21 protein-coding genes and 1 other annotated feature are annotated in these 22,886 nt (G+C 45.1%); of the genes, 15 read left to right on the top strand and 6 right to left on the bottom strand.

Translation table 11 applies throughout. From position 1 onward, the window contains the following. Nucleotides 1–52 precede the first annotated feature (52 nt). Nucleotides 53–376: a DUF3392 domain-containing protein gene (locus AACT18_RS07245; protein WP_017042030.1), complete on the top strand. Its 324-nt coding sequence runs from the start codon at nt 53–55 to the stop codon at nt 374–376. Beyond that, nucleotides 349–1,098, top strand: coding sequence for a SanA/YdcF family protein (locus AACT18_RS07250; protein WP_026028037.1), 750 nt, complete (start codon nt 349–351; stop codon nt 1,096–1,098). Before AACT18_RS07245 ends, AACT18_RS07250 begins: the two co-directional genes overlap by 28 nt. A gap of 55 nt (nt 1,099–1,153) precedes the next feature. Here AACT18_RS07250 and AACT18_RS07255 read toward each other — a convergent pair whose 3' ends face one another. Both AACT18_RS07255 and AACT18_RS07260 read right to left on the bottom strand, forming a co-directional pair. Beyond that, nucleotides 1,154–2,392 carry a cysteine desulfurase-like protein gene (locus AACT18_RS07255; RefSeq protein ID WP_081989825.1) on the bottom strand — a complete coding sequence of 413 codons (1,239 nt, stop codon included), beginning with the start codon at nt 2,390–2,392 and terminating at the stop codon, nt 1,154–1,156. Continuing rightward, nucleotides 2,367–3,023, bottom strand: coding sequence for a 2OG-Fe dioxygenase family protein (locus tag AACT18_RS07260; protein ID WP_161439592.1), 657 nt, complete (start codon nt 3,021–3,023; stop codon nt 2,367–2,369). The genes AACT18_RS07255 and AACT18_RS07260 overlap by 26 nt, the downstream gene beginning before the upstream one ends. 520 nt (nt 3,024–3,543) lie before the next feature. Between AACT18_RS07260 and AACT18_RS07265 the strand changes: the two genes are divergently transcribed. From AACT18_RS07265 to AACT18_RS07300, 8 genes are all read left to right on the top strand, one after another. Next, nucleotides 3,544–5,574 (top strand): GGDEF domain-containing protein, encoded by a 2,031-nt coding sequence (locus AACT18_RS07265; RefSeq protein ID WP_094124975.1) that lies wholly within the window; start codon nt 3,544–3,546, stop codon nt 5,572–5,574. A 133-nt stretch (nt 5,575–5,707) separates the two neighbouring features. Then, nucleotides 5,708–6,667: a thioredoxin-disulfide reductase gene (trxB, locus tag AACT18_RS07270; RefSeq protein ID WP_026027123.1), complete on the top strand. Its 960-nt coding sequence runs from the start codon at nt 5,708–5,710 to the stop codon at nt 6,665–6,667. A 137-nt stretch (nt 6,668–6,804) separates the two neighbouring features. Beyond that, complete coding sequence (cydD, locus tag AACT18_RS07275; protein ID WP_013857131.1) at nt 6,805–8,592, top strand: heme ABC transporter permease/ATP-binding protein CydD; 1,788 nt, start codon at nt 6,805–6,807, stop codon at nt 8,590–8,592. Further along, nucleotides 8,585–10,306 carry a heme ABC transporter ATP-binding protein/permease CydC gene (gene cydC, locus AACT18_RS07280; RefSeq protein ID WP_094124976.1) on the top strand — a complete coding sequence of 574 codons (1,722 nt, stop codon included), beginning with the start codon at nt 8,585–8,587 and terminating at the stop codon, nt 10,304–10,306. Before cydD ends, cydC begins: the two co-directional genes overlap by 8 nt. 237 nt (nt 10,307–10,543) lie before the next feature. Beyond that, nucleotides 10,544–11,341 carry a substrate-binding domain-containing protein gene (locus AACT18_RS07285; RefSeq protein ID WP_094124977.1) on the top strand — a complete coding sequence of 266 codons (798 nt, stop codon included), beginning with the start codon at nt 10,544–10,546 and terminating at the stop codon, nt 11,339–11,341. A gap of 14 nt (nt 11,342–11,355) precedes the next feature. Beyond that, nucleotides 11,356–12,072, top strand: a complete 717-nt coding sequence (locus AACT18_RS07290; protein ID WP_176428292.1) for a COG4315 family predicted lipoprotein — start codon at nt 11,356–11,358, stop codon at nt 12,070–12,072. 7 nt (nt 12,073–12,079) lie between these two features. After that, nucleotides 12,080–12,595 carry an RNA polymerase sigma factor gene (locus tag AACT18_RS07295; RefSeq protein WP_013857135.1) on the top strand — a complete coding sequence of 172 codons (516 nt, stop codon included), beginning with the start codon at nt 12,080–12,082 and terminating at the stop codon, nt 12,593–12,595. Further along, the gene (locus tag AACT18_RS07300) at nt 12,580–13,335 is read left to right on the top strand and encodes a hypothetical protein (protein ID WP_094124979.1); all 756 of its coding nucleotides are present in this window, start codon (nt 12,580–12,582) and stop codon (nt 13,333–13,335) included. Before AACT18_RS07295 ends, AACT18_RS07300 begins: the two co-directional genes overlap by 16 nt. A 126-nt stretch (nt 13,336–13,461) precedes the next feature. Here the strand turns inward: AACT18_RS07300 and AACT18_RS07305 are convergent, their stop codons facing one another. From AACT18_RS07305 to rnm, 4 genes are all read right to left on the bottom strand, one after another. Beyond that, the gene (locus tag AACT18_RS07305; RefSeq protein WP_094144218.1) at nt 13,462–14,967 is read right to left on the bottom strand and encodes a putative bifunctional diguanylate cyclase/phosphodiesterase; all 1,506 of its coding nucleotides are present in this window, start codon (nt 14,965–14,967) and stop codon (nt 13,462–13,464) included. A gap of 275 nt (nt 14,968–15,242) precedes the next feature. Continuing rightward, nucleotides 15,243–16,286 carry a 23S rRNA pseudouridine(2605) synthase RluB gene (rluB, locus tag AACT18_RS07310; protein WP_094125510.1) on the bottom strand — a complete coding sequence of 348 codons (1,044 nt, stop codon included), beginning with the start codon at nt 16,284–16,286 and terminating at the stop codon, nt 15,243–15,245. Between the two features lie 121 nt (nt 16,287–16,407). Further along, nucleotides 16,408–17,028 (bottom strand): L-threonylcarbamoyladenylate synthase, encoded by a 621-nt coding sequence (locus tag AACT18_RS07315; RefSeq protein ID WP_013857139.1) that lies wholly within the window; start codon nt 17,026–17,028, stop codon nt 16,408–16,410. Next, nucleotides 17,025–17,894, bottom strand: coding sequence for an RNase RNM (rnm, locus tag AACT18_RS07320; RefSeq protein ID WP_094125511.1), 870 nt, complete (start codon nt 17,892–17,894; stop codon nt 17,025–17,027). Before rnm ends, AACT18_RS07315 begins: the two co-directional genes overlap by 4 nt. A 64-nt stretch (nt 17,895–17,958) precedes the next feature. Here rnm and AACT18_RS07325 point away from each other — a divergent pair, with 64 nt between their 5' ends. From AACT18_RS07325 to trpCF, 5 genes are all read left to right on the top strand, one after another. Next, a complete protein-coding gene (locus AACT18_RS07325; protein ID WP_094125512.1) occupies nt 17,959–18,096 on the top strand; it encodes a Trp operon leader peptide in 138 nt (45 codons plus the stop codon). Then, nucleotides 18,043–18,145 (top strand) — a sequence feature (Trp leader region). Its footprint overlaps the gene before it by 54 nt. Before the next feature lie 124 nt (nt 18,146–18,269). Beyond that, nucleotides 18,270–19,835: an anthranilate synthase component 1 gene (locus tag AACT18_RS07330; protein ID WP_094125513.1), complete on the top strand. Its 1,566-nt coding sequence runs from the start codon at nt 18,270–18,272 to the stop codon at nt 19,833–19,835. 5 nt (nt 19,836–19,840) lie between these two features. Then, nucleotides 19,841–20,431, top strand: a complete 591-nt coding sequence (locus AACT18_RS07335) for an aminodeoxychorismate/anthranilate synthase component II (RefSeq protein WP_094125514.1) — start codon at nt 19,841–19,843, stop codon at nt 20,429–20,431. Nucleotides 20,432–20,451: 20 nt separating this feature from the next. Next, entirely contained in the window at nt 20,452–21,450 is a 999-nt protein-coding gene (gene trpD / locus AACT18_RS07340) for an anthranilate phosphoribosyltransferase (RefSeq protein WP_013857143.1), read from the top strand. A 5-nt stretch (nt 21,451–21,455) separates the two neighbouring features. Next, nucleotides 21,456–22,865, top strand: coding sequence for a bifunctional indole-3-glycerol-phosphate synthase TrpC/phosphoribosylanthranilate isomerase TrpF (gene trpCF / locus AACT18_RS07345; protein ID WP_094125515.1), 1,410 nt, complete (start codon nt 21,456–21,458; stop codon nt 22,863–22,865). Nucleotides 22,866–22,886: the final 21 nt, after the last annotated feature.

A 22,886-nucleotide genomic window follows, 5' to 3' on the forward strand; every position in this document is an offset into this window, starting at 1 on the left:
CTGCTGCCCCTAAGCTTCGGCTGATGTTTAGGGGCTTTTTCTGTGAGTCAATATGATGAACTTTTTAGCGCCCGCAGGGCATTACTTATCACCGTATTTAACGGAGATATCAACCGCATTGATCGCTTGTTTGCTCGTGATGCTCGGTGGAGAGATTAACGCCGCGATGCGCAAGCTAATGCGCAACCAACACTTTGTCGTTCGCACATTTACGTTTATATTGATTAACGCTTTCGGCTACGGTTTGGTGATCATCAAAGCGAGCCCTTACCTTGCTCGGACACTTTCGCAGTTAGAATCAGGCATGATGTTTAGCATTATTATGCTCTGCTTTATTGCTATCGGGATCTGGGCACAAAGGAACCGTCAAATTTAGTGTTAAAATTTTCATCTTCAAATCACTCTCGCCCTGTTTGGAAAAAGCGGGTTCACACGCTGCTTCGCTACGTGTCTGTACTGTTGTTCATTTCAAGCCTTTTTGTGCTTGGCATTGATCGCTGGGTCAGTTGGCAAGCCGAAAAACAAATCGTCACCGAGCAAAATCAAGTCGGTCAATTCCAAGTCGCTGTTGTACTTGGAACCAGTAAGTACTTGGGTAAAACGCTCAATGACTACTATACCCACCGAATTGAAGCCGCGATCGCTTTGTATGAGCAAGGCAAGGTAAAAGGGTTTTTACTCAGTGGTGATAATGCTCACCGTTCGTACAATGAACCGTGGACGATGAAACGCGATCTGCTGCGCGCAGGGATCCCGAGTGAACATATTTACTTAGATTATGCAGGGTTTCGTACTTTGGACTCCATTGTTCGCGCAAAACGTATTTTCGAAACCGACAATTTTTTGATCATCTCTCAACAATTTCATTGTGAGCGAGCACTCTTTATTGCCAACTACCATAACATTAATGCTCAGTGTTTAGCGGTTGCAGGGCCAACAACTCGTTCTGGTTTTAAAGTGAGGCTGCGTGAGGTCTTTGCTCGTACGAAAGCATTCTTAGATCTCTATATCACCAATACTCAACCTAAATTTTTAGGTCCCAAAGAGCCAATTGTGATCGAAGAGTTACCCTTAGAGCCAACCGAAGATGAAAGCTAAAAGAGGCACTGCGCCCCAGAAACCTTTCCTTCGACAGATTTCCGGGCCACTTTGGTTACGCTAATGTGGATAAGACATCAAACAAAGCGTCAATTTCACTGCGCGTGTTGTAATGCATAAAACCGATACGGACAACTCCACCGCTGTTTTCAAGATCTAACTGACGCACTAAACCAAGCGCATAGAAATGCCCATTCCACACACAAATATTATGCTCGCCCAATGTTTTGGCCACAAATTCTGGGTGGTGATTAGCTAAGCGAATGGCAAAGGTCGGTGTACGTAGCTCACTGTTAGCCTTGGTCAGGCCATAGAGCTTAGCCGAACTCAATCCTTTAAGTTTATACAGAAAATACTCACTCAATTGGCGTTCATGCTGGTTGTATTGAATGAAACTATCGATCAAACGCTCTCTTAACGAGCCACTCTCGTCTCCCCATTGCGCCAAATATTCCACTGCAGCAATCACGCCTGCCAAACCTTCAAAACTCTGCGTACCCGTTTCAAAACGTCCCGGACCAATATTGGTTGCAGGTTCAACTTTGTAGGGTTTAAGTGCATGTAACCACTGCGAAGCGATATAAGCGATACCAACGTGTGGACCAAAAAACTTATATGCCGAACAGGTTAAAAAATCACAGCCTAATTCTTGTACATCAATCAAATGGTGCGGAGCATAGTGAACGGCATCCACATACACCATTGCGCCGACTTGATGCGCCGCATCCACAATGCGTTTAACATCGACAATAGATCCTGTGGTATTCGAAGCATAAGTGACCGCGACCAGCTTTGTTTTAGGGTTGAGCAATGACAGTAAGTGCTCAACATCCAAAGTACAATCTTGTTGGTTCACCTTTACCTGGTGCACTGTAACGTGCTTATCCTGCGCCGCTTGCTGCCAACTGGAGACATTGGAGTAATGGTCAAGCGCAGTAACAATCACTTCATCGCCCGCTTGCCAATCTCGGCTAATGGCTCGACTTAGCTGAAAAGTCAACGAGGTCATATTCGCGCCAAATACAATATTTCCTGATGACTCAGCGTTCAGAAGCGCTTGCACCGACTCACGAGCCTGCTGCATTAAATCAGTGGTGATTTGGCTTGAAAAATAGTGTCCGCCCAAATTAGAGTTAAAATGGCCCAGATATTCACTCATTTTTTCTATTACCGACTTAGGTACTTGCGAGCCACCTGGACCATCTAAGAAACTCACTGACTTACCATGATATTTTTGCGACAAAGCACTAAACTGCGTACGCACTTTTTCAGGAGTGAAGATCATTTCGGCCATCCTTAGCGGTTAACACAAAAACATCCATATGACCTTCTTGCCCATGCTCAATTGAGCGAATAGGACAAGCGTTATGCCATAACTTACTGTCCGCGAGCATCGCAATCTCACCATTTTCTAACACTTTCCGAAAGAAAGGGGCTTCATGGCAGTCTTGATACAGCATAATTTCACCGCCGACGATGTTGTGGCGATTCACCCCCACCAACGCAATATGATCAAAACCGTCTTGATGGACACCTTCTGGCGCGACTTGCGTCTCATCAAACACAGCAGCAATTCGGATCTGATGGATTTCAATCTCTTGCCCATTAGGCAGACCATTCGTACTCACAAACACCTCGCACACTTCTCTCATCCCTTCACTTTGTAACGTGGAGGGTAAAATAGGATCGAAATGACGCTTAATGTTGCCTTGAAAATGATTGATTTGATCGGTTTGCATAAAGTCATGCTTGTCCAACGCCTCGACTTTCCCTTGGTTAAATTGAACCACAGAGTAGCGCCGTAAACGATACTGACCATCAGCATGCTCCGTATGTGGTAATTGCGCAAAGGAGGGAGCAAGTTGTTGAATCGCTTTTTGACTTAATTGCGTAATCTGTAAAGTGTTTTCGTGTACAGCTAACATCACCAGCTCCTTAATTAAATAATTGGACACATTAAATTAACAATTAATTTACATTAAGGATACGCACTAATATTGCACATTCAAGTAAAAATGAATGTTATATCTGTATGTGACTAGCAATATAAAATTTAATACTTAAATAATCACAAAAATAAGAATTAACATCCAATAGCGAGTATGGCACATAGCGATTTTTAGACAAGCTCACTACTTCAAGGTTAATAAGCTTTTAAAAACAATGAATTACCAACATTAGGATGATGTAGGAATGGTATGTAGACCATGGGCGGGTTTAAAGGAAATATCAGTAACTAATTTATCAGCTCGATTCGACTAAATTTAGCATGTATTAATCCATGAGCCATATAGCATCTCATTAACTCGAAATTAGCACCATTTAAGTAGTAAGCCATGCCAAAAATTAGACTAAAGTTAATACTAGATCATCAAACTAATTGATATATTTGACTATTAAGACTTAGTTGAAACATCGCTCAACTGATAAGGAGATCCTCAACTCGTGAACTCTAGTATTAAAGTCACACTGTGGACTTTCATCGCATTAGGTTTCAGTGTAATCAATGCCTATGCGGCTATGGATCCTAAAGATAAATTTCTCCAAGCATTGGAGGGCATTGAGCAGATCACCTACTCACTACCGATCAAGGCAAAGGCACAAATTAGTGAACTAGAAGAAGACTACATCATATTGTCACAGCCTTCAGCTCTCGTCGTACGTTACTATTTGGCCAAAGCAACTGTGTATGGGCTACTGGAGGAATATGATAGGAGCTTAGAAGCGGCACAATTAGGATTAAAGCGAACAGAGCATACCAACGTTGAAACGCTGACTCTCAAACTAAGAGAGATTCAAGCTTTACGGCACCAAAAAGTCGACGTGTTGCCGAAACTTGACGCACTGTTAGTCGAAGCAGGAAACGATCACAATGCACAAATCGAATCAGAAGTATTACTAGCTAAAAGTCTCTATTACCAAGAGCAAGGCGAGTTTAAAAAATCGTACGCCGCAATAATGACCTCAATTGATACAGCAAAATCCATTGATAACAAAGAGTTAATGGAGAGAATATCTCACGGTCTAGGTCAAATACTGGTTCAGCTACAAGATTTTGATCGTTCACAGCTGTTACTTGAAAATTCCTACAGTTACTTCAAGCAACGTAAAATGTCTTATAGCCAGTTGGTTAGCTTACTCGACATCTCTAAGTTGCAAGAGTCACGTAATCAAATCACGGCGGCGATCGAAACCTATAAAACCGCACTCAAGCTGGCACAAATACTGGGTGACGGGCGACATCGCTTTCGTATTAACATTGAACTTGCACGGCTTTATCGAGATACCAACAACCGAGATCAAATGCGCTTTTTCTTGAAAAAAGCGGAGGAACTGCAGTACCGAGAAAGCCAACCAGGCTACGTTGCCACTTTTCAGCTATTACAAACACAAGATCTATTGGAACAAAAACGCTACGGTGAAGTGATTGAATTTGTAGAACCACTCATTGCGCATATCAAACAAAGATCAAATCTACTTATTCAACAGATAGAGTTGTTAAAAGTAGCAGCACAGGCTTATGCTGGGCAAAACAACTACAAACAAGCCTATGAAACTTATGATTTTTATCATTTACGATCGCTCACACTTCGCAATGTTGAACAAGTAGAGAACTTACAGCGACAGCAAATGTTGTTTGATCTTGAGCGTCTACAATATGAAAATCAGGATCTAAACTGGAACAACGTACTTCAAAAGCTAGAAATTGAAAACCATCAGAAAACGTTTCATCTATTAGGTGAAATCGTCTTTTTCCTTGCCCTTGCATTAATCGGATTATTGGTCATATTTATCTGGGCCAACCGCTCTCGCATCAAAATGGGCATGCTTGCCAAAACGGACACCTTGACTGGCTTGTATAATCGACGCTACATGGAAGAACGATTTGCAAAACATCAATCCAACTCTTACCAAAATAGTAGCGAAGCGCTTATTAAACTCGCACAACGGATTTTGATGTGGCAACAGACTTGGTTCAAAGGTCAATCTTCACCTAAAAAAAACGCCGAACCATTCGATTCAGCGCAATTAGACGAACAGATCCAACATAATGAAGATGCAAAACCGATTAGCCTTATTTTGACCGATATTGATTATTTTAAAGTCATTAATGACACTTATGGTCACGCCTTCGGCGATCAAGTATTAGTGGAAACTGCGGCTATCTTTAAGTCATCGGTACGCTCTTCCGATGTTGTCGCTCGCTACGGTGGGGAAGAGTTTCTCATCTTACTACCCGACACTGACTTAAGCGTCGCTAGCGAAATTGCCGAAACCTTACGCCGAAAAATTGAAGACCACGATTTTGTAACCGAATCACGAGAATCGGTATCCGTCACTTCGAGTTTTGGCGTGTTGAGCGCAACGAATACGGATTTAGATCTCCAAGCATTGTGTGAAGAAGTCGACCAACTGCTTTATGCGGCTAAAGCCAGCGGCCGAAATTGCTTAAAAACACGTTGGCTGACTTATTAGCCAACTCCCATCATTGCTTAGTTTGGCTATATAACGATTATTTCTAAGCTAGCCCATGTAATCGCTTTAATTGACTCGAGATATTCCCTACAATCGTGTTAAATTTTCGAGCATTTTCGATACTGGAGTCCCCATGAGCAACGTGAAACATTGCAAACTTCTTATTCTTGGTTCTGGCCCGGCTGGTTATACGGCAGCCGTTTACGCAGCTCGCGCTAACCTTAATCCAGTTCTCGTTACCGGTATGCAGCAAGGTGGTCAGTTAACGACCACTACAGAAGTAGAAAACTGGCCAGGAGACGCCGAAGGCCTCACGGGCCCTGCTTTAATGGAGCGAATGAAAGAGCATGCAGAGCGCTTCGAAACTGAGATTGTGTTTGATCATATTAATGAAGTTGATTTTTCACAGCGGCCATTCCGCCTTAAAGGCGATAGTGCAGAATATAGCTGCGATGCTCTGATCATTTCAACAGGTGCATCCGCACGTTACCTAGGTTTAGATTCAGAAGAAGCCTTTAAAGGACGAGGAGTTTCCGCTTGTGCTACTTGCGATGGTTTTTTCTATCGTAACCAAAAAGTTGCAGTAGTGGGCGGCGGCAATACCGCGGTGGAAGAAGCGCTTTATCTATCTAATATTGCGGCACAAGTTCACCTCATCCACCGCCGTGATTCGTTCCGCGCAGAAAAAATACTGATTAACCGTCTGATGGATAAAGTCGCAAGCGGCAATATAGTGCTACACACTGACCGTACCTTAGAGGAAGTCTTAGGTGATGAGACTGGCGTGACGGGTGTTCGTATGAAACACACCCAATCAGAAACGACAGAAGATCTGGACGTGATGGGCGTCTTTATCGCGATTGGTCACAAACCGAATACCGACATGTTTGCTGGTAAGCTAGAGATGAAAGAAGGCTATATCGTGGTCAGATCTGGCCTTGATGGTAATGCAACTCAAACTAGTATTGAAGGTGTGTTTGCTGCTGGTGATGTGATGGATCACAACTATCGCCAAGCGATCACTTCGGCAGGAACAGGTTGTATGGCCGCCTTAGATGCGGAACGTTACCTAGATAGCTTGAACGATAAGTAGGCTTGAACGACAAGTAAGCAAAAGGTTATTTTCCAGTTTTATAACAAAACCCTACAGCCCGGTGGTATATCCATCGGGCTTTATTTTGTATACTACCGCCCTTCCGTTTACATAATAATTCTCATTAAGCCTTCGAAATGGATAAGAAAAAGCAACGTAGCTTGAATAATTGGCTCAAACAGCAAAGTAAACTGGCAAAACGCTGGTTAATGATTGCTGTTGGCCTTGGCGTATTATCAAGTGTGTTTTTGCTGGCTCAGGCCGCACTCCTCGCCTCCATTCTGCATCAACTGATTATTGAACAAGTTGATAAAGCAGAGCTCATTCCCTATTTTCTTGGTTTGGTGGTGACGATTGCCGCACGTGCCGCGTGCGCATGGGGGCGTGAAATTGCGGGTTTTCGCTGCGGAGAGCAGATCCGCATTTATATCCGTCAGTTAATACTGGATAAAGTTCGCGAGTTGGGCCCTGCTTACATTAAAGGTAAGCCTGCCGGTGCATGGGCAACATTACTGCTTGAACAAGTCGAAAACATGCAGGACTTTTTTGCGCGCTATTTACCGCAGATGTCATTATCTGTGTTGATCCCGTTTATGATTTTGATTGTGGTCTTTCCCGTCAACTGGGCGGCGGGTTTGATTTTCTTAATCACCGCACCCTTAGTGCCGCTGTTTATGGCCTTAGTCGGTATGAAAGCAGCCGATGCTAATCGTAAAAATTTCAAAGCTCTGCAGCGGTTATCTGGTCACTTTTATGATCGCCTGCAGTCGATGACCACAATACGCCTATTCAACCGCACACAAGCCGAAGCCGATCAGCTTAAAGGCGCTTCTGAAGTCTTTCGCACTCGCACAATGGATGTATTGAAAATCGCCTTTCTATCATCAGCAGTGTTAGAATTTTTCACCTCGATATCGATCGCCATCACCGCCGTTTACTTTGGTTTTAGCTTTATTGGCGAGTTGAATTTCGGCTACTACGGTACAGCCGTAACTCTATTTTCCGGCCTATTTATCTTGATCCTTGCGCCTGAGTTTTATCAACCATTACGTGATTTGGGCACCTTTTATCACGCCAAACAACAAGCTGTCGGCGCGGCTGAAAGCATTGTCGAGTTTTTGGAAACAGACATCAGCAAAGTGAAATCAGGATCTATCTCGCTCGACGGTGCACAGCAGATTGACATTGTAGCGCAAGATCTCGAAGTGTTTAGTCCAGAAGGAAAACGCTTGGTCGGTCCAATTTCATTTACGTTAGATAACCATTCAACCACTGCGCTTGTCGGGCCAAGCGGCGCAGGTAAAACCAGCTTAGTAAACGCCATTTTAGGCTTCATGCCTTACCAAGGCAGTTTGAAAATTAATGGTATTGAACTGAGCGATCTTGAGCATACCAGCTGGCGTAAGCAGATCAGTTGGGTTGGGCAAAACCCACTATTGGTGCACGGAACCATCGTTGAGAATATCAGCCTCGGCAAGCATGACATGAGTGACGAAGCGCTTCATTCGGCTTTAGACAATGCCTATGCAGCTGAATTTGTCGACAAACATGGTTTGGATTACGCCATCACCGATCGATCCGGTGGATTATCTGTCGGACAAGCTCAGCGAATTGCACTTGCTCGCGCACTGCTACAAAACGGCAATTTTTGGCTACTTGATGAACCAACCGCCAGCTTAGATGCACGCAGCGAACAGTTAGTGATGCAAGGTTTGAACCGCCAAATTCAACACCACACCGCTTTAATCGTGACGCACCAATTAGCACCATTAAAATCGGTGCAACAGATTTTGGTGATGCAAAATGGGGCGATAGTTCAAACAGGCGATTACAACACACTCAGCCAGCAAAAGGGTCTGTTTTCCGATATGTTACAAGCTAATCAAGCGCTTGATGAAGCCAATAAGGGGAACCTTGATGCGTGATCTCATCCCTTACCTTAAATTGTATAAAAAGCACTGGTTTGGTTTATCTCTCGGTATGCTGCTGGCCTTTTTAACCCTGTTTGCCTCGATTGGTCTACTGACCTTATCCGGCTGGTTTTTATCCGCAGCGGCCATTGCTGGCTTAACCATTGCTCGTGAAACATTCAACTACATGCTACCGGGCGCGTTTGTACGTGGGTTTGCCATGGGACGCACTGCAGGACGTTGGGGTGAGCGTGTTGTCAGCCATAATGCTACATTCAAGCTGCTGACGGATCTGCGTATTTTCTTCTTCCAAAAACTCGCGCCACTGATCCCAGGACGTGTGTCAAACCTCCGAGACGCTGATTTACTCAACCGTCTAGTGGCAGATATCGATGCTATGGATCACGTCTATTTACGCTTAATCAGCCCAGTAACCGTGGGTGTACTGGGCATTAGTGCGTTAACGGCATTCTTATGTTGGTTCGACCCTGCCATTGGCTTAACCCTTGGTGCAATTCTTCTGACGCTACTGCTCGTGTGGCCTGTCCTCTTTTATAAACTGGGTCAGCGTAATGGTGCCGAGCTCACCCAGCACAAGGCGGATTTGCGTATTGCAACGCTTGACTGGTTGCAAGGCTACAGTGAATTGACCCTGTTTGGTGCAGAAAACCGTTACCGTGAAGCGATTCTTAGAGCGCAGCAAAAATTGCTGGTCAATCAATTGGCTAACGCTCATTTTTCTGGCCTTGCACAAGCACTGCTCATGCTCGCTAATGGCTGGACGCTTGTGTTAGTGATCTGGCTTGCCGCCGATGGTGTGGCAGGTAATCAACCCGACCCGATGATTGCACTGGTGGCTTTTGCAACTATGGCAAGTTTTGAACTGCTGATGCCGATTGCTGGTGCATTTCAACATTTAGGACAAACACTCACTTCTGCTCGCCGCCTCAACGATATTATTCTGGCTGAGCCTGAAGTCCAATTTCCTACCGCTTCAACTCAGCACTCAGGTCAATTCGATATTGAATTTTCAGACGTAACCTTTCACTATCCTGACAGCAGCCAAGATGTGCTACGCGGTGTCAACCTCCATATTCCCGCAGGGCATCGCGTTGCAATAGTGGGACAAACAGGCTCTGGCAAATCAACCTTAATGCAACTGCTGTCACGCTATTGGGATCCACAGCAAGGTAGCGTCTCCATTGCAGGTACCCACTTAACAGCATGGAATGAGAGCGAACTTCGCCAAATCATCAGTGTGGTTAGCCAACGTGTAGATGTACTCAATGGCACGCTGCGAGACAACCTCGCGATGGCCAATCCAGGCGCAAACGATCAACAGTTGGCTCACGCCTTAACGCAAGTCGGTTTACATACTCTATTGGATGATCTAGGTTTGGACGCATGGCTGGGTGACGGCGGCCGTCAGCTCTCTGGTGGAGAGAAACGCCGCATCGGTATCGCGCGCGCGCTGCTACACAACGGTTCAATTTTATTACTCGATGAACCCACGGAAGGCTTGGATAAACAAACAGAGCAGCAAATTCTGGCTCTGTTTCAACAGCATTTTGCGCATAAAACGGTCCTCTTTATTACTCACCGCTTGGTCGAGTTAGAAACAATGGATGCTATTTGCCTGATTGAACAAGGTGAAATCGTAGAATACGGTAGCCACCAAGCGTTATTGGCCAAACAAGGCCGCTATTTCCAACTACAGCAAACCTTGTAGTCACATTTTTTCATTTCTGCTATTGATCTATACCCATTCCCGCCCTGCGGGAATGGCCCTTCTTTGTGCTGACTTTATTTTTAACTCAATAACACCTGATCAAAGCGCTTGGCTTGCAACGCTTCTTTCCTATTCAATATATTATTTTTAGCCATTTTTAATTTTTTTCGTGCTTGGTGCATCCAAATGCTGTTGGTGATCGTTTCTTATCTGAATACAAATCAGTAAGGAGAGAAAATGAAGTTTCACCTGGTGATAACCACAATGACAATTAGCCTAACGAGCATGACAGTTTTGGCATCCCCTCAATTGGACCCCAAAATCAAGCATCAGCCTAAAGATGGAATCATTAATATATATGGCCCAGGCGGCCCTGACTCTGCATTACGCCATGCTGCAAATGCTTTTAGCCAGCAAAATGGCGTGGTAATAAACGTAATTGCAGGGCCGGAATCCAAATGGACGAAGCAAGCACAATCCAACGCTGACCTCTTTTTTGGTTCTTCTGAACAATCAATGAGCGCATTTGTGGAAACCTATCCTTTTATTACTGATAAAGATGTTGATCCTGTTTATCTTCGCCGAGCCGTCATTGCTGTCGCGAAGGGAAACCCAAAACAGATCCAAGGGGTAAACGATTTACTTGATAAGCCTGCCCGTATTGTCGTAACGGAAGGACTGGGTGTGTATAACACATCAGGTTCTGGAGTATGGGAAGATATCGCAGGGCGTACTGGTTCATTGCAAGATGTTCAGAACTTCCGAAGTAAGATCATTGCTTATGCAAAATGCAGTGGTGCAAGTTTCAAAGCATTTCAAGAACGAAATGCCGATGCGTGGATTACTTGGATTCACTGGCCTTTGAATCATGCCGATCAAGTAGATTATGTCGAGATTGAGCCTGAACGCCGTATTTATCGCGATTTAACCGTCGCAAAGACAGAAAACGCCGATCCACAAACACAGGCGTTCATCGATTTTATACGTAGCAAAGAAGGCAAACCCTTTTTTGAGCGTGAAGGTTGGACAAACTAATAAGGGACTCCAGTATGAAACACATATTACTAGCAACACTTTTGTTGATGCCATCGGCTTATTTGATGGCTTCTGAATTAAGCGCAAACACACCGATTGGCAAGATCTACGTGGATGGGTCAGGGAAGAGTCTGTACACTTTTACAAAAGACAGTAACGGTCAATCTGCTTGTACCGGAGACTGCGCGGTGAATTGGCCGCCCTTATTAGCCGAAGGGAAGAATAGGATGCGATTTTCGAATCAACCCGGTTTTAGCAAGATCATCCGTGAAGATGGCAAACAGCAGTGGGCAAAAGATGGTAAGCCATTGTACCGCTGGCTTAAAGATACCAAATCTGGCGATATTCTCGGTGCCGGTTTTAAAGGTGTCTGGCCTCTTGCACGGGCCGATGATGTAACAATCCAGTTGTACAACGACGGGGAAAGTCGCTATTTGGTTGATGACAAACAGCTTGCTCTTTACACCTTTGATAAAGATAAAGTTAATCAATCGGTCTGTTATGATAAGTGCGCGACCAATTGGCCACCAGCGTATGTCAATCCAGATCTGCTCAGCATGGGCATAGCCAATCTCAAGCTCAGTGGTAATTTTGACGTAGTACAACGCACTGATGGCCAATATCAATGGACCTACCAAGGTAAGCCTCTTTATCGCTGGTTTAAAGATAAGCAACCCGGCGATAAAAGTGGCGATGGTGTGCAAAATGTCTGGCACTTAATTAAGCAATGAGGGATGTGTGAGCATAGATAAACAGCAAATTGGTTTACTGCTCTCACGAGTAGCGCTTCGTGACCATCAAGCGTTCGAAGCGCTTTATCAGTTAACCAGCACAAGACTTTACACAATTATCTACTCAGTGGTGAAGGATGAGCAGATCGCCGCCGATCTTCTGCAAGAGGGTTTCATTAAAATCTGGTACAACGACCACTACTGCCCAATTGATTATCCGTGGGCTTGGTTGTGTCAGAGCGTGCGCAATCTTGCGATTGATGCAGTACGAAAACGCCGTCGAGAATCAGAGCAGACCGATGAACTGCAGCACGAGCCAGAGATAACCTGTATAGCGACGGATCAGCGCCTCAACCGTTGCCTCCAAACTCTACCAGAGGAAAAACGCAATGCCATTGTGCTGGCCTATCAACACGGCATGAGTCACTACGAAATTGTTCAACACGTCAAAACACCTCTAGGAACCATTAAATCTTGGATTCGTCGTGGATTACAGGAGTTGAAACGATGCCTGACCGAATAATAAGTCGCCGTTATCAATCCCTTGAATTGCGAGACAAACTGGCAGGTGAATATGTGCTAGGTACATTAACACTCCGGGTGCGTCGGCGGCTAGAAACTTTAATGAAATCTGACCCTAGTTGGTGGAAGCACATTGATGAGTGGCAACACCATCTATCTAAATTAAACCCCGCTACCGATTTATTAACCGCACAAATGCAATGGCGAAAACCACCAAAACAAGTCTGGAAGCACATCGCAGCCAGCACACTAGGTATGAAAAGTAAACAAAACCAACTAAGCAGATGGTGGCTCACTGCATATATAATGTTTGCACTACTACTCGGTATTGTGATTCGTCCACTCATCTTTCCATCGTTAACGCTAGATCTACCTATTGCGCAGATTCGTCCCGTCAACTACCTAGCCATGATGTCATCCAACGCACAAAAAGATCACTTTGCTTTAGTCGCTTACCAAGGAGAAAAGCCGGGGCAATCGAACATCCGTGTGCAATACAACCTTAGAATGGATAAGGTCGCTATGAGTAACGCAATGGTGTGGATGCGAGATAGAGATAGTCAGCAATTACGTCCTATTGATAGCCTAATTAATATCCATCAAACTCGTTATTTGTCTGTTGAAGAATGGCAAGCGCTAAAAAATAGCTCTGAGTTGTTGGTAACCGAAAATCGTGATCCAAAGAGCTCAGTCTTATACCGTGGGAGCTGCGTTGAATTAAGCAGTTGGAATTCGATATAAAAACCTTCCTCCTCTGACTTTGAGGGGGAAGAAACCACCTTGCAGAACTGCAATCGGCATAAAGATACAGATACGCTCACTAAATACACATTTTGCAAATGTAGTAATGCCCAGCTTGCGATTAATTTATAGGAAAGATTTCAGATGGTAGTTCGAGGATAAATGATCAATAAGATCTTCCACTGGCATTGGGTGTCCTAGGTAGTAGCCCTGCACTTGTTGGCAGCCCATTGCCTGCAAAATTTTCAATTGGTTGGCTGTCTCTACGCCTTCTGCCACAATATTGATGTCAAAACTTTGCGCCATAGCAATAATGGCATTCACTATCGTTCTTGAACGATCATCATGTTCTACTTCAGAGACGAAACTGCGGTCAATTTTGATTTCATCCACAGTAAGATCTTTGAGCATGGCAAGTGACGTATAACCTGTGCCAAAATCATCGATGGAAAAAGTAATCCCGTTAGATTGCAGATTAGAAATAATTTCAACACTCTTTTTCATATCGGTAAGCGTTGCTGTTTCCGTAATTTCAATGCGTATGTATGAATTCAAATTCTCATGCTGCTGAATAAATCGCGTGAGTTCATACATCTCATCAGCATTATTGAACTCAGTCGCGGAGACATTAACAGCAACGTGTTTAATTTGTGTCCCCAATATTCCTGAACGCCCCAGCTCCTGTGATACTTTTCCAACCACAAATTTGGAGATAGCGCCCGTCAAGCCATTGTCCTCGGCTAATGGGATAAAAACATCAGGCGGGATAGCGCCTTTAACAGGATGGTTCCAACGAATCAGTACTTCGACACCGTTGACTGTTAATGTTTTTAGGTCATATTTAGGTTGATATACAACCGTTAAGCTATCGTCGTCGATCGCTAAGCGCAGGTCGAGGACCATTTGCCGGCGCTGCATCGCTTTTTCTGTTAATGTTTTGTCATGATACTGAATGGCATTCTTTTGTTTCTTTGCAACATTAAGAGCCTCAGTCGCGGAAACCATCAGTTCTCTGGCACTGATACCATCGGCTGGGTAAATGGCAACACCTATGCAGCAAGTTGTTTCAATATTGTGTTGCTTGGCCCGATGGGTATACAGACGTTGGACGCTCCGAACATGAGAATCCATATCTACAGCGTCACTCAACTTTACAAAACTGGCAAACTGATCGGCATGTAAACGCGATACTAATGAGCCGGGCAAAGTCATTTCGTTAATATCGTGAGCTAAATCCTGCAAAAATGCATCTGCACGCTCAAACCCCAGAGTTTCGTTGATACTTTTAAAATCGTCGACATCAAGGTAACAAAGAATAAATCGCTCATTAGACTTTAATTTTTTGATCGTTATATTGAGAGTACGCACAAACATACTAAGGCTGTGCAGCCCAGTGAGGCTGTCCATATCATTGGCTTTTTCTAGTAAGCGATTCCCTCTAAGCACCAACATGAGCAAAAGTAAGGCGGTAATAATGACAAACATCAACCCCTTATAGGTTTGAGCGAGAGCGCGCAACTGGGCGTTATCTAGCAATAATTCGACTGTCATATCCGAGAATAATATCCAGAGCACGGCAAATGTTGCGTAGATAAGTGCCACTTTAACGGCTGAGATGCCTGCTCTATCCATGTTTAACTGACTCCAAATGTACCCGCTTATGATCGTAACATTGTAGCATCACTAAAATTTAGTCAACCATACCATACATGCCACATGTAGCCTGTTTCTTCACTCTACTCACTTAATACCAGAAAATATGAACATAGGGATGTCAATCATGCACAAGTGCTCAATACCAACTCTATTGTTTTAATTTTTAGTTTATTATCAATCTCTTAAACGAAAAAATCCCGAGCTTAGCTCGGGATTTTAATATCAATTAACAGGCAACGAGAAAGTTTCGCTTATCGACGTGGCGCTTTCGCTTTACCAGTTTGAGGCCGACCAGTGCCGCGGCTACCATCGGCACCACTGTTACGGGTACTTGAAGCAGGCTTGCGACGGCCAGTCGTTGTGCCATTGGTTGTCGTACCGTTAGTTTTTTTACCATTCGTCGTTGTACCATTGGTCGTACGACTTTTAGGCTTGCCTGTCGCCGTTACGCGCTCTTCATGGCGCTTAACGGCACGGCGAATTTTTTGGCTACGCGCACGCTCACGAGTACGTGAAGTGTTGTCTTTGCTCAAATCTAGCATCGTCTCTTTTTCAGGACGCAGTTCAACCAATTCACGTAAATAGTTTACATCTTTAAGATCCAGTTCCATCCAACCGCCGCGTGGCAGTTTTTTGTCCAAATAGATCTCGCCATAACGAACGCGTTTCAAACGGCTCACTGTGGTATCTTGAGATTCCCAAAGACGACGAACTTCACGATTACGGCCTTCGTTAATCGCGACGTAGAAAGTATGGTTCATACCTTCACCACCAGCGTAAACGATATCTTCAAAGCGTGCCAAGCCATCTTCTAGCTCAACCCCTTTAACGAGGTTACGCACTTTCTGCTCGTTCACTTCGCCAAAAACACGCACTAAATATTCGCGTTCTACTTGACGGCTTGGGTGCATAAGGCGATTAGCCAATTCACCATCGGTAGTAAAGAGAAGTAAGCCTGAGGTGTTGGCATCTAAGCGGCCAACTGAAATCCAACGCGAACCACGAATTTTAGGTAGACGATCAAATACCGTCCGACGACCTTCTGGATCATGACGGGTACAAAGCTCACCTTCCGGTTTGTAGTAGGCAAGCACTCGACAAATAACCTCTTCTGGCGCTTTAACGGAAACAGCATGTCCATCAATACGCACAACTGCGTTATCATCTTCTAGACGCTCGCCCAACATAGCTACCTTGCCATTAACACTGACACGTCCTGCTCTAATCAAAGCTTCTAACTCACGACGAGAACCATGACCAGCTCGTGCTAAAACTTTTTGTAACTTTTCGCTCATTTATCTACCTATGTGTCGTCTTCACAGACGTCGAATGAAAAAATGCGACCCCAAAATCGCGGCCGCATAGTATCTCAAATTCTACGCCAAAAAGCACTCGTTTTGATGGCCTACTCAAAAGCTATTCAAAAGGTGTTGGATCGCCCGCTCCCACGCGAGCAACCACCATCTCATCTTCACTGAAATCAATCACTGTCGTCGGCTGTTCACCTAAATAACCCCCGTTTAAAATGACATCCACGGCGTGCTCAAGGCGATCCCGAATCTCTTCTGGATCCGATTCTGTATGGGTGTTGCCGGGCAAAATAAGTGAAGTGGACATTAGCGGTTCACCTAACGCTTCAAGTAAATCAAGTGCAATACGGTTATTAGGCACACGGATACCTATCGTCTTACGCTTCGCATTCATCAACCGACGTGGCACTTCTTTGGTCCCTTTGAAAATAAACGTATAAGGGCCAGGTGTGTTATTCTTTAGCAAGCGAAAAGCGGTATTATCTACACGCGCATAAAAAGAGAGCTCTGACAAATCACGGCACAGCAAGGTAAAATTATGCTTATCATCAAGGCGGCGAATTTGGCAAATACGCTCTAATGCTTGTTTGTTTTCTAGCTGGCAGCCTAGTGCATAACCAGAATCCGTTGGGTACACAACAACTCCGCCATTGCGGATAATGGCAACCGCTTGAGTAATCAAGCGAGTCTGCGGGTTTTCTGGATGAACGTAAAAAAACTGGCTCATTGTAATTCCTCATTATTGAGTCTATCTACGGGGCTTAAACCCCAATCTTTCCAGACAGGATCGACGCCAGAAGGCAACCAAAGATTTCGCCCCAGTTCCATCCAAGGTGAGGGGTAATGAAAGTCACTGCCTTGAGAAGCTAATAGATTGTATTGTATGGCATAATCGGCCAAATTACGTCTTTCTTGTGGCGCTTGTTGTGGCTGTGCCACTTCCATAGCGTCACCACCAGCTTCTACAAACGCCGTTATTAAGCGCTTGAGCCACTTGGTCGTCAAGTCATATCGTCCAGGATGCGCTAATACCGCTTGGCCACCAGCGGCGTGTATTGCTTCAACGGCATCGGTCATCGAGCACCAACTTGGTGGTACATACCCGGGATTATCGCGGGTGAGAAACTTTTTGAACACCTGCTGCATGTTCTTCGCAAAACCCTGTTCAACCAGCCATTTTGCGAAATGCGCACGAGTAATCGGTGCGTCGCCAGCGATCGCTTGCACCTCTTCTAACACCCCTTCACGTGTCACTTTTTGCAATCGTTGTGCAATCAATTGCGCGCGCTGCACACGATGTGCCTTTTGCTGCTCAATTAACTGCTGCAGAGCTTGAGCGTTTGAGTCGATGTTGAGCCCAACAATATGAATATCTTTATTTTGCCAAACCGTGGAAATCTCGATGCCATCGATCAAGGTGATGGGTAATTGTTGCTGATTAATATAGTCATGAGCAATAGTTAATGCATCAGTCGTATCGTGATCAGTGATCGCCAATACCTCAATATCAAAGCTTAGCGCTCTATCGATTAACGCTTGCGGCGATAACCTGCCATCTGAAGAAGTGGTGTGGCTATGTAGATCAATTCTCATAATTTTATTTTGGCCATCTTTTAGGCTTGACTTTTCACTCTCGCACTAGTTAACTAGTACACAAATGCAAGGCACGTATTTGAGGTTGACCATGTTACAAGAATTTAACCAAAACCATAATCACAATTTAAGCACAGCTTCATCTGAGCTCAATTGGTGGCACACTTGGACAAGTTCTTGGTGGGCAACCGTGTACTTTTAAAATAGAACACGAATTCACAAAGCCCGCCTCAATGAGCGGGCTTTTTATTTTGTCGAATAGCTCACATTACATTGCGCAATAAAACAGCGCCCCCCCCAAAGTGATGATTGGGTCTCTAAGAGGATTATGCGAGTATGGACGACAGGAACATTAAAATTCATCAAGGAGGTCTTGTGAATAAGACCATTGAAATTAAAAACTTAGGCCAAATTGACGTAATCAATATGTCCGTGCCTTATACCCAAGATCCAACACGTCTATTTCATACGCTATGTGAGTCAAAAACAGATTGTTTGCTATTAGAATCCGCCGAGATCGACTCAAAACAGGATCTCAAAAGTCTATTATTGGTTGATGCTGCCGTGCGCATCACTTGCTTTGGTCACGTTGTCACTTTTCACGCATTGACAGACAATGGTCAACAGCTCATCGAACATCTACAGCGTAATATTAAAACGGATATTGAACATCAGTTACAACAAAATACCTTAACACTTCAATTTCAAGCACCATGCGAAACGCTAGACGAAGATTCTCGCCTACGCGAAGCCTCTTCTTTTGATGCACTACGTCTCGTGCAGCACAGTTTCGATCTTCGTCATCACGATAAACATGCCCTCTTTCTAGGCGGTTTATTTGCCTACGATTTGGTGGCCAACTTCGAACCGCTAGGAAATGCCGATACGACTAATCAGTGTCCAGACTACGTTTTTTATATCGCGGAAACCTTGTTAGTGATTGACCATAAAACTGAGCATTGTCAGTTGCAAGCCAGTGTTTTTAACCCCACGCCAACAATGCGCGAAACATTAATTACTCGTTTACAAGAGATCGCGCAGCAATGTGCCGCACCCAAATTACTACCGCAAGCCAAAACCGTAGCTAACGTAAGCGTGACAACGAATATTTCTGACCAAGAGTTTTGCAAGACCGTTCAAGCGTTAAAAGAATTTGTCGTGAAAGGCGATGTTTTTCAGGTGGTGCCTTCTCGCCGATTTACTCTGCCTTGCCCTTCACCACTTGCTGCTTATAAAAAACTGAAAGAGAGCAATCCAAGCCCTTACATGTTTTATATGCAAGACGAACGCTTTACTCTGTTTGGCGCTTCTCCTGAAAGCGCATTGAAATACGCCACCGAAACCAACCAGATTGAGATTTACCCTATCGCAGGGACTCGCCGCCGTGGTAAACGCGCCGATGGTTCAATTGATTTTGATTTAGATAGCCGCATTGAACTTGAACTACGTTGCGACAAAAAAGAGAACGCTGAACACATGATGTTGGTCGACCTTGCGCGCAACGATGTCGCGCGTATTGCACAAGCAGGAACGCGCCACGTCGCTGATTTATTGAAAGTGGATCGCTACAGTCACGTTATGCATTTGGTTTCTCGCGTGGTGGGTCAACTCCGAAGCGATCTCGATGCACTGCACGCTTACCAAGCCTGCATGAATATGGGCACACTCACTGGTGCGCCGAAAATTCGGGCCATGCAGCTTATCCGTAACGTGGAAAAAGCCCGCCGTGGCAGTTACGGTGGCGCGGTAGGCTACCTTACCGGGGAAGGCGATTTAGATACTTGCATCGTGATCCGCTCGGCTTATGTCGAACAGGGTATTGCGCAAGTTCAAGCCGGCGCTGGGGTCGTTTATGATTCAGACCCTCAATCGGAAGCCGACGAGACACGTGGTAAAGCACAAGCCGTGATCTCTGCAATTCAAGCCGCGCATCAGGAGTAGCAGATATGGCCAACATTATTTTTATCGATAACTTTGATTCCTTTACCTACAACCTTGTTGATCAATTCCGCTCACTCGGCCATACGGTGACAGTTTATCGCAACAACATCGCCGCACAGAGCATTGAACAAGCGGTCTTTCAATTGGATGAACCGCTGCTGCTACTCTCCCCCGGACCGGGCGCGCCCGCAGACGCGGGATGCATGCCACAATTAATCCAACACCTTAAGGGCAAAGTGCCGATCATTGGCATCTGTTTAGGTCACCAAGCGATTGTTGAAGCTTACGGCGGCACTGTCGCGGGTGCTGGCGAAATTATCCATGGAAAAATCTCGATGATGGAACACCAACATCACCGTATTTACCAACAGCTACCGTCACCATTAGCCATTGCTCGTTATCATTCCCTAGTGGCTACTGAAGTTCCGGATAGTTTAACCATCACGGCTGAGGTTGATGGGCTCGTGATGTCCGTGGTGCAAGAGCAAGATAAAGTGTGCGGCTTTCAATTTCATCCAGAGTCCATCATGACTACTCATGGCGCAGCATTGCTTGCCAATGCGATCAATTGGGCTTTAGAAAAAAGCACCCACTAACGGATTTATAGGGATATTTTATGGAAAACATCATTAATAAACTTTACGCGCAGCAGTCGCTCTCGCAAGCAGAAAGCCAGCAACTGTTTGATGTCATCATCCGTGGTGAACTCGACTCTATTTTGATGGCGGCGGTATTGACGGCACTGAAAATCAAAGGTGAAACACCCGATGAAATTGCTGGCGCAGCCAAAGCATTATTGGCTAACGCTGCCCCGTTTCCAAGGCCAGACTATGATTTTGCAGACATAGTCGGCACTGGTGGTGATGGCTCAAATACTTTTAATATTTCAACCACCGCAGCATTTGTTGCTGCTGCCTGTGGCGTAAAAATTGCCAAACATGGTAATCGTGGAGTATCGAGCAAATCAGGCTCTTCTGATCTACTGGATTCATTTGGTATTAACCTTGCGATGAGCGCTGAAAATACTCGCCAAGCCATCGATGATTTGGGCGTCGCTTTCCTATTTGCGCCGCAATATCATGGTGGCGTGCGTCATGCGATGCCCGTGCGCCAAACTATGAAAACGCGCACTATCTTCAATATATTAGGACCGCTGATTAACCCTGCTCGCCCCAACATTGAACTGATGGGTGTTTACAGTAAAGAACTGGTTCTGCCTATTGCCCAAACCATGTTACAAATGGGACTGAAACGTGCAGCGGTCGTTCATGGCAGTGGTTTAGATGAAGTGGCGATTCATGGTGAAACCTTAGTGGCTGAAATTCGTGATGGACACATCATCGAATACACCTTAACACCTAAAGATTTTGGTGTTGAAAGCTACCCACTCGAAGCCATTCAAGGTGGTGAGCCTGCGGAGAATCGCGCCATTATCACCAACCTGCTGACTGGGAAAGGCACGCCAGCGCAACTGGCTGCCGTCGCTGTCAATGTGGCGCTGCTGCTGCGTCTTTTTGGCCAAGAAGATCTCAAAGCCAATACACAACAGGCCATTAGTGTAATGAACTCGGGCAAAGCCTATCAGCTTGTCCAACAACTGGCACAAAGAGGTTAAGCCCCATGCCTGAGCAACTTTCTGACCACATTTCAACCCAGCATACTCAAATGGCTGAAGTGTTGGCCAAAATCGTCAATGACAAATATGAATGGGTCGAGCAGCGTAAAACGCAGCAACCATTGGGCAGCTTCGAACACTTATTAACCGCATCAGATCGCTCGTTTTATGATGCGTTAAATACGGGTAAAACCGCTTTTATTTTGGAGTGTAAAAAAGCGTCACCTTCCAAAGGGCTCATTCGCCAAGATTTTGATTTGGATTATATCGCCTCGGTTTACCATCAATATGCAGACGCCATTTCAGTTTTGACTGATGAAAAATATTTCCAAGGCAACCTCGAATTTCTGCCACGCGTTCGCGCGCAAGTAAGCCAACCTGTGATTTGCAAAGACTTTATGGTTGATGTTTATCAGGTTTATTTGGCTCGTCACTACAATGCAGATGCCATTTTATTGATGCTATCCGTCCTTGATGATCAGCACTATCAAATGCTAGCCAATGTGGCTCACCAACTGGGTATGGGTATTTTAACCGAAGTGAGCAATGAGGAAGAGCTGCACCGGGCAGTCGCCCTGCAAGCGAAAGTTATTGGCATTAATAACCGCAACTTGCGCGATCTCTCAACCGATCTAAATCGCACTAAACAGCTGGCACCTTTACTCCCAGAAGGAACCATGATCATCTCTGAGTCTGGCATTTATACTCACCAACAAGTGCGTGAACTTTCGCAATACGCCAACGGATTTTTAATCGGCAGCTCGTTAATGGCCGAAGAAAATTTAGAGCTAGCGGTACGCAAAGTGACGCTCGGCGAAAACAAAGTGTGCGGCTTAACTCATGCTGATGATGCGGCCAAAGCCTATCAAGCTGGAGCCGTGTTTGGTGGCTTAATTTTTGTGCCGCAATCCAAACGCTATGTCGACTTGGACAATGCACGTTTGACGATGAGCGGCGCGCCGCTGCGCTACGTGGGCGTGTTTCAAAATCACACTATTGAAGCCATTACGCAGATTGCTACGACGTTAAAACTCTTTGCGGTGCAACTGCATGGCGAAGAAGATCAAGCCTATGTTGACCAATTGAGAGCTCACTTACCTAGCCAGATTGAAATCTGGAAAGCTTATGGCGTGAGCGACTGCCTACCGACCAAGCTTGAGCGCCACATTGACCGTCACTTATTCGATGCCAAAGTAGGAACGCAATCTGGCGGCACTGGCCAACGTTTTGACTGGCAATTACTAACCGAGGTAAACGATGTCATGTTGGCGGGTGGCTTATCCCCTGAAAATGCTCAGCAAGCAGCAAACATCGGTTGTTTAGGGCTCGATCTCAATTCAGGTGTTGAGAGCGAACCGGGGAAAAAAGACTTACACAAGCTAACCCTAGCGTTCGACGCTATTAGGCAGTACTAACACTAAATCGATTCCCATTGG

The sequence above is a fragment of the Vibrio sp. V04_P4A5T148 genome (genome assembly GCF_963875605.1).
In the GTDB taxonomy this organism is placed as follows: Bacteria; Pseudomonadota; Gammaproteobacteria; order Enterobacterales; family Vibrionaceae; genus Vibrio; species Vibrio anguillarum.

What these genes read in the sequence shown, in the direction of transcription:
- AACT18_RS07245 (WP_017042030.1), top strand. Translation starts at nt 53, where the DNA reads ATGATGAACTTTTTAGCGCCCGCAGGGCATTACTTATCACCGTATTTA.
- AACT18_RS07255 (WP_081989825.1), bottom strand. Translation starts at nt 2,392, where the DNA reads ATGGCCGAAATGATCTTCACTCCTGAAAAAGTGCGTACGCAGTTTAGT.
- AACT18_RS07260 (WP_161439592.1), bottom strand. Translation starts at nt 3,023, where the DNA reads ATGTTAGCTGTACACGAAAACACTTTACAGATTACGCAATTAAGTCAA.
- trxB (WP_026027123.1), top strand. Translation starts at nt 5,708, where the DNA reads ATGAGCAACGTGAAACATTGCAAACTTCTTATTCTTGGTTCTGGCCCG.
- cydD (WP_013857131.1), top strand. Translation starts at nt 6,805, where the DNA reads ATGGATAAGAAAAAGCAACGTAGCTTGAATAATTGGCTCAAACAGCAA.
- cydC (WP_094124976.1), top strand. Translation starts at nt 8,585, where the DNA reads ATGCGTGATCTCATCCCTTACCTTAAATTGTATAAAAAGCACTGGTTT.
- AACT18_RS07285 (WP_094124977.1), top strand. Translation starts at nt 10,544, where the DNA reads ATGAAGTTTCACCTGGTGATAACCACAATGACAATTAGCCTAACGAGC.
- AACT18_RS07290 (WP_176428292.1), top strand. Translation starts at nt 11,356, where the DNA reads ATGAAACACATATTACTAGCAACACTTTTGTTGATGCCATCGGCTTAT.
- AACT18_RS07300 (WP_094124979.1), top strand. Translation starts at nt 12,580, where the DNA reads ATGCCTGACCGAATAATAAGTCGCCGTTATCAATCCCTTGAATTGCGA.
- AACT18_RS07305 (WP_094144218.1), bottom strand. Translation starts at nt 14,967, where the DNA reads ATGGATAGAGCAGGCATCTCAGCCGTTAAAGTGGCACTTATCTACGCA.
- rluB (WP_094125510.1), bottom strand. Translation starts at nt 16,286, where the DNA reads ATGAGCGAAAAGTTACAAAAAGTTTTAGCACGAGCTGGTCATGGTTCT.
- AACT18_RS07315 (WP_013857139.1), bottom strand. Translation starts at nt 17,028, where the DNA reads ATGAGCCAGTTTTTTTACGTTCATCCAGAAAACCCGCAGACTCGCTTG.
- rnm (WP_094125511.1), bottom strand. Translation starts at nt 17,894, where the DNA reads ATGAGAATTGATCTACATAGCCACACCACTTCTTCAGATGGCAGGTTA.
- AACT18_RS07325 (WP_094125512.1), top strand. Translation starts at nt 17,959, where the DNA reads ATGCAAGGCACGTATTTGAGGTTGACCATGTTACAAGAATTTAACCAA.
- AACT18_RS07335 (WP_094125514.1), top strand. Translation starts at nt 19,841, where the DNA reads ATGGCCAACATTATTTTTATCGATAACTTTGATTCCTTTACCTACAAC.
- trpD (WP_013857143.1), top strand. Translation starts at nt 20,452, where the DNA reads ATGGAAAACATCATTAATAAACTTTACGCGCAGCAGTCGCTCTCGCAA.
- trpCF (WP_094125515.1), top strand. Translation starts at nt 21,456, where the DNA reads ATGCCTGAGCAACTTTCTGACCACATTTCAACCCAGCATACTCAAATG.